Source organism: Pseudomonas marvdashtae (assembly GCF_014268655.2).
GTDB lineage: Bacteria > Pseudomonadota > Gammaproteobacteria > Pseudomonadales > Pseudomonadaceae > Aquipseudomonas > Aquipseudomonas marvdashtae.
On record NZ_JABWQX020000013.1, the window covers coordinates 1 to 1,162 of the forward strand.

Annotated in this window: 1 protein-coding gene; it reads left to right on the plus strand. The window is 58.6% G+C overall.

Annotation, left to right across the window (positions count from 1 at the left end):
- The first annotated feature begins 656 nt into the window (after positions 1-656).
- The gene (locus HU742_RS26725) at positions 657-956 is read left to right on the plus strand and encodes a DUF6124 family protein (protein ID WP_186645357.1); all 300 of its coding nucleotides are present in this window, start codon (positions 657-659) and stop codon (positions 954-956) included.
- Positions 957-1,162: the final 206 nt, after the last annotated feature.

The window sequence follows — 1,162 nt, forward strand, 5'->3', positions numbered from 1 at the left end:
TGCATCTTGGCCATGCAAGTGGAAGCTGTTTTTGCCAATGTCGATGCCTAGAAGCGTCACGCTGTTCATGAGAAAGCCTCCTCAGGAAAAGGGAGAACCTCAGAAGTTTAGACCTGAGGTTCTCGCCGGGCTGACCATCTCATTAGCGCTCTAGCCCCACCACTTGGTGCCTCGCTTAGGCTCGGCATGCCCTCTCTCCGGCATTGCTCCGTGGGCCCGCCGCGAAGGCCCATCCATGGGCCAGCGCGGCTATCCCGGCATCCATGCCGGGATGCCCACTACGCAATACCTGCGTTCGGCCATCGTGGTTAACGGGGCGCCAAGATCAACGTCCACCGCGAGGCGGCCTTATAGCCGACCTGGTTTTTTGGGGGGCGTGTTCCTTCAGTGAGCTGTTTGCGATGGCTGACAGCCGACCAAGCTTTGTGGGAATGGTCGGACACACTTTCTGATTCAGGTGGATTTTTCCGACGAGTTCTGGCGGTTGCCGGGTGGGAAGGGTTGTCGCTAGTCTTTTCCCGTCGCTGCAAATTCAGCGGCCGGGACTGGAAACCCGAAAGTAGGGGGCGTTATTTCAATCCTAATGGAGCGCTCAACATGTCTGAAAGTAACTCTAGGCCAACAAAAACGATTCCGTTTCTCCCGAAGCCAGCCAGATTCCTCCAGTGCTCGATGAAGCCGCCAAGCGCGCCATCGACCTCTATCTTGACCCCAAACCTCAAGCCAAAAAGAAACAGCCCACAGGCCAACTGTTCACTGTAGTGGACGGCGTCGACACCGAAAGCCTGCTGGCCAACCTCAGCGAAACCCTGGCCTCAGCCGATGCCATGGTCAGCGACCTGGCGTTCGACCTGAAAGGCTCGCGACGCCATGTTGCCCTTGGCATTCAGCAATTGATCGAGCTGGGCGCTCTATTGGCGAATCGGATGCTGGACAACGTCAATACACAACCCTGACCACACCGCGCGCAGTAGCGAGCAAGCCCGCACTGGAGAAACGCAATCCCACCAAAACCAGGTCGGCTATAAGGCCGCCTCGCGGTGGACGTTGATCTCGGCGCCCCATTAACCACGCTGGCCGAACGCAGGTATTGCGCAGTGGGCATCCCGGCATGGATGCCGGGATAGCCGCGCTGGACCATGGATGGTCCTTCGCGGCGGGG